Source organism: Arthrospira sp. PCC 8006 (genome assembly GCF_046480465.1).
In the GTDB taxonomy this organism is placed as follows: Bacteria; Cyanobacteriota; Cyanobacteriia; order Cyanobacteriales; family Microcoleaceae; genus Limnospira; species Limnospira platensis.
In genome coordinates, this window is the sequence record NZ_PKGG01000303.1 from 1 (window position 1) to 4,855 (window position 4,855).

The 4,855-nt window shown below is 39.3% G+C and carries 4 protein-coding genes and 1 pseudogene; 3 read left to right on the forward strand and 2 right to left on the reverse strand.

All coding sequences use genetic code 11. The features are described 5' to 3' along the window. Positions 1–162 (reverse strand): protein phosphatase 2C domain-containing protein (locus B9T16_RS25750; RefSeq protein WP_410244894.1); only part of this gene is annotated, 162 nt, incomplete at its 3' end. 19 nt (positions 163–181) lie between these two features. Beyond that, positions 182–844 (reverse strand): vWA domain-containing protein, encoded by a 663-nt coding sequence (locus B9T16_RS25755; RefSeq protein ID WP_410244890.1) that lies wholly within the window; start codon positions 842–844, stop codon positions 182–184. A gap of 424 nt (positions 845–1,268) precedes the next feature. Here B9T16_RS25755 and B9T16_RS25760 point away from each other — a divergent pair, with 424 nt between their 5' ends. The 3 genes and pseudogenes from B9T16_RS25760 to B9T16_RS25770 all read left to right on the forward strand — a co-directional run. Next, a complete protein-coding gene (locus tag B9T16_RS25760; protein WP_410246099.1) occupies positions 1,269–2,270 on the forward strand; it encodes a hypothetical protein in 1,002 nt (333 codons plus the stop codon). 45 nt (positions 2,271–2,315) lie between these two features. Continuing rightward, positions 2,316–4,001: a hypothetical protein gene (locus B9T16_RS25765; RefSeq protein WP_410246100.1), complete on the forward strand. Its 1,686-nt coding sequence runs from the start codon at positions 2,316–2,318 to the stop codon at positions 3,999–4,001. Next, positions 4,001–4,564: pseudogene (locus tag B9T16_RS25770) on the forward strand (hypothetical protein); the annotation flags it as partial. The gene B9T16_RS25765 and the pseudogene B9T16_RS25770, both read left to right, overlap by 1 nt. Positions 4,565–4,855: the final 291 nt, after the last annotated feature.

The following is a 4,855-nucleotide window of genomic DNA, read 5'->3' on the forward strand; positions in this document are numbered from 1 at the left end:
ACCCAAATCAGAATGGGCAGCACTCCCCATTCCATCAGAAACAGCGCCAATAGTTACCTGATTATTTGAGATTATTTGATGACCGCAAAAATCCTGGCACGGAATACCTGTTTTGATATGTCCTGAGCCTATTTCACTACACCCAATTGCTTGCCACTGCATGATAAAATCCTATTGATAATTAAGTGCCAACTACCCATTCGCTTGCGTCTGGCAAAGCCACTTGAGCGCCACTACCTTGACTCCGAGATACTGATCCCATTGACTTAGACAACCAGGTAAATAGCTGATTAAATGCTAATCCTTGTAGCTGTTGAGGAGGTATAGAACCGGGGGGAACAATTTGCGACAGAGTATTCATGTCTGCACCCTGAACAGCAATGGCAAAAAAAACCACCTTTTTATTAGCATAAAATTGATGAAGCATTTGAGCGGCATTTTGCCAACTATCAGTAGGTGCGCCATCTGTAATCATTAACAACCAAGGTCGATAATAATCAATACCATTAGCTCTAAGAAGCTGCTTGTGAGATTCGATCAGATTGAGCGCTGTTCCAATACCTTCGCCCATTGCCGTTGTACCTGTGGTTGACAGGTGAGGAGGATTAAATTGATCAAAGTCAACAAAATCTTGAACGACATTTACATAACTATCAAAGGTGACAATTGCCACTTGTACACGCCGAGCAGCTAGGCTGTCTTGGCTTAGTTCTTGCTGAAAAGTGACTAATCCCTGATTTAATTGATCAATGGGTTGACCGCTCATTGAACCTGATGTGTCCAGAAGCAAAACAACTGGACAACGAGGATCGGGGTTTTCGGCATATCCGGGCTGAAAATTCATGTAATTCTCCTTAATTATTCAGATTAATTAACTTGATTTCCCCAGCTTGTATCTATTCTGAATCGCCACATGGTTGGTTTTGAGGATATATTGAATTTCATAGTTATTATAAGCCAACTATACGAATATGTGAAAGCCGGAAAAAGACGGAAAAAAAACGGAAAAAGACGGGAGTTTGATTAAGAAATGTAAAAATTTATGGTGGTTGCCTCTAATAGTAGAAAATGGGATGTTTCAGAAGCGGAATTGAGAGGCAATGGAGTGTCAGCAGTGGAGCGATTAAACTGGGTAAGGCTTGGATAGTCTACCGTTGGTGGTTTCAAAGGCAGTGCCGACAGGTCAAAATAGAGAGCGATCGCACCTTCTCAAATCCTATCAAAATGCTATACTATCCCCCATAATCTGCGATGAGAAACTATTTACCATGATTCAAGACTTTGGGATTATCATTGCTTGTTGTTTTAAGGACTACCACTTTGCGGCAGGATGTTGTGCTAGTATTCGCTACTTTGGCGGGGATGTTCCTATCTGTTTAATCGTTGATGGTGATTTTAATACAACCAGCTTAGAAAAAACTTACGGTGTTAAGATTATTAATCAAAAGACGGTCAAACATCCGTTTCTAAAGGAAAATAGTTTTGGTTGGGGCTTGACTAAAATGATTGCCTTTTGGGAAAGTCCTTGGCAGAATTTTCTGTTTTTAGATGCGGATACAATAATCTGGGGGGATGTGCTAGATTTTGGGGATCTTGAACATTATGACATGATTATTGATCATAATTTGGAGGATTGGAAGGCTGAAGATATTTCGCGTTTATTCTTTGACTTGGAGGGAATTAAAAAGCACTTCCCTGATTTTAATTATCAAGATCGACCCTATTTTGTCACTGGGGTATTTGGGGGCAAGAGGGGGATTTTTAGCTTGGCTGAATATGCCGAACTGTTGGAGTTTAAGAATCGATACCCTGATGTTTTTAAATATGGCGAACAAGGACTATTAAATTTCATGATTTTTCGAGCATTAGATGAGGGAAAAATTCATCTGAAAACTGCACCAATGCAGGTTTTGATGTGGAACTATTCCCAAGAAGAAATGCGTCAACGTTTCCCCCTTGAGGACGGGAAAATTGGGAATCGCGACTGGCATAAAGAGGCTTGTGTGATTCATTGGGCGGGAATCAAACCATTCCTTGTTAATGATGTTTATTCAGACCCGATGACTTTTATGCAGCAGAAGTTTTATGAAGACTCTCAATGCCTAATTTATGGCAATGTTAAGATTAATTTGCTGCTCGAAGATTTGTGGCGCTATCGACCCACCCGAAAATTTATTAAAAAACTGTTTGGGTATTTGCTCAAATCCCCCAGTAGTCTATTTTCTAACACCTCTCATGATTTCCCGTATTTCATGGATTTAGTACCATAATTATACTCTCATATAATCATATTAACCTTATTACAACACGTTAAGATTGTTAGAGCCAGACGGACGCTTAGAGACAAACCAAAGGTTATACCTCGATCGGTGGTTAGATATGACACAGCTCCCTTTAGATTAAACGATGACCCCGGTAAACTAGGAGACCCGTTTCGAGGTTGGACTGGAGACCCATACGGGAGGGAATTAGATACTCGAAACAAATTTATAAGTGATTCTAAATATGTAGCTCCTGAATACTGGGATGCAGATGAATATCACAAAAAAAGAGAAGCTGAAGAAAGGGAAAAAAGAGAGGATATTAAAAAAGAGGCAACTGTCAAGGAACCACCAAACAGAGATGAACCAAAGGGAGGAAAAAAACCTAGGGGAAAGGGTGGCGCTGGTAGAGGTTTTGGCGGTCCTAATAGCGGTGACGAGGTAGATGATGATAAAGGAAGGCGACCAGGCGATAGTTCAGATGATGATTCAGATGATGATTCAGATGATGATTCAGACAATGGAAATGGCGGAAATGGCAATATCGGTTGTACCATAAAAGCTAATGAAAAGTACAGCGTTGAAGAGTTCGACAGACAAATGGGTAGCGGGGGATGCTGTAATCCTCCACCAAGTGGAAGTAGCATCACTTTTTTTAGTCATATGGATTGGAGGTGGGGAGAAACTCCTCAACCAACAGGAAGTGAGAGGTTTTTTTATACGCAAGGACAGTGGGAGTCTGAGTGGGCATACGGCGACCCTGATTTAATGTTTGAAAGTATAGGTGTATTTTGTGATTGGTGGATGGAATGCACAGAATTTGATTATGTAATTCCTAGATTTTCCGCGAGCACAAAAGATATCCCGCAATGCATCGAAGGAGAAGAACCTGAAAATATACGAACGATAACAATACCAGATATGAACGAAGAATGCTGTGGAATGATTAGAAGGATTTACGAGTTCCTAGACCCTGAATCCTTTCCGGCTGAAATGCCGGAAAAAATCACGGTTAATGCTGATAATCCAGAGAACAGAATTAAACGAATAAACACATTGCCAGAATGGTTAATGTATCGATTTGACATCGATGACGAAAGATGGGGTGAATTTGAAGTTAAAGTCGAGATTGATGACGTAAATTTGATGACCAAAGAACAGGAACACGCGGAAATCAAATTACCTAACTTAGCTGAATCAATTGCTGAAATATTCGGGATGGTAATGGAAATTGCCATCTCTCATCAGGTTACACAAAACGCTGTTTTAACCTGTTTACATGAAGCAAGTTTGGCGCATTCAGCAGCCTTTAAAGCTGGTAGGGAAGTCTCGGAAATATTAGACTATTTAGGATTTGAAACCGAGGAAAAATACGAGAAACTAAAAACAGCGTTTACTCCAGAGGCTGATAATTTTGAGGAACTACTAGAACCTAACGAAAGTAAAGTTAAAATCACTAATCAAAAGAACGCGAAAGAAACACTACAGACAGCCTTAAATCAAATAAAGGAAATATTCTCAATAGTTAGAGCGCAAGGTACTTTACAAGTTAATGGTAATGACCCGTCAAAAGACATATTAGCCGATTTAACTAGGTTATATGATTCAATGAAAAAACAAGACGAGATTAGAGAGCAAGAGACTAATAAAGTACAAGAATTATTGAAAAAAGACTTTCCTGATATCAAGATAGAAACCGAATTGATTGACGGCGATAACCCACTGAGAGGAACTTTGTAATGGTAGCTAGAAGCGTGAGAATGCTAAGGAGTACTCGTAGCTTGTCTAGCCGTCAAACTCGTAGCAGTATAGGTAGGAATGGCGTTAGACAAGTTAATTTAGCCCAGAGAACATCTACTCAAGAGATGGGTTGGTTTGGCAAGCTATGGGCAAAAATAACTGGTAAAGTAGTTGAATGGGGTAAATCGTTTGGAGGTTGGTTGTGGGAAGGAATTACTAAGTTTTTATCTAACTTTAGTTTTGAGAAAGTAGCACGATTTATCACGTCTAATTGGGATAGTTTCTGGAACTTCAACTGGAATATATCAGATGAACAGATAGACAAAAATATGATGAATATTGCTAATCAATTTATTAGTACTACCGCCGGTTTTTTGGGTAATATGGCAGGTAAATTAGTTTGTGGAGTATTGCCTACCATTGGTATTGCATTTATCAACAAAGCYGCTGCWATRCACATTGCCTTAAGCAAGGGGCTTGAAATGCTTATGGAAGTATCTACAGCTTTCGGTTCATACGTTAAACAGTCATTTAACATGGCTATGAAAGCCATAGCGTGGCAATCTCTGAATATGTCAGATAAAAGTCATTTGAGTCTGTAGATTCATTAATCCCCGACACTTGGAGTTTGTTGGTCAATGATTGAATTAACGAGGTCTTAGGATAAGGAAGGTAAGTATTAACCAATTCTAGAAACTTAGTAAACTGATTAAATCGTCCTAATGTATCGATATATTCTTGTGGAGTTAATATCGATAAGATATTAACCTCAGCTACGTTTTCCACGACTTCATTATTGTCAATTGGTTCCGATACGTTTTTTAAAACCATGTCAGTGATTTGAAACTCAATAA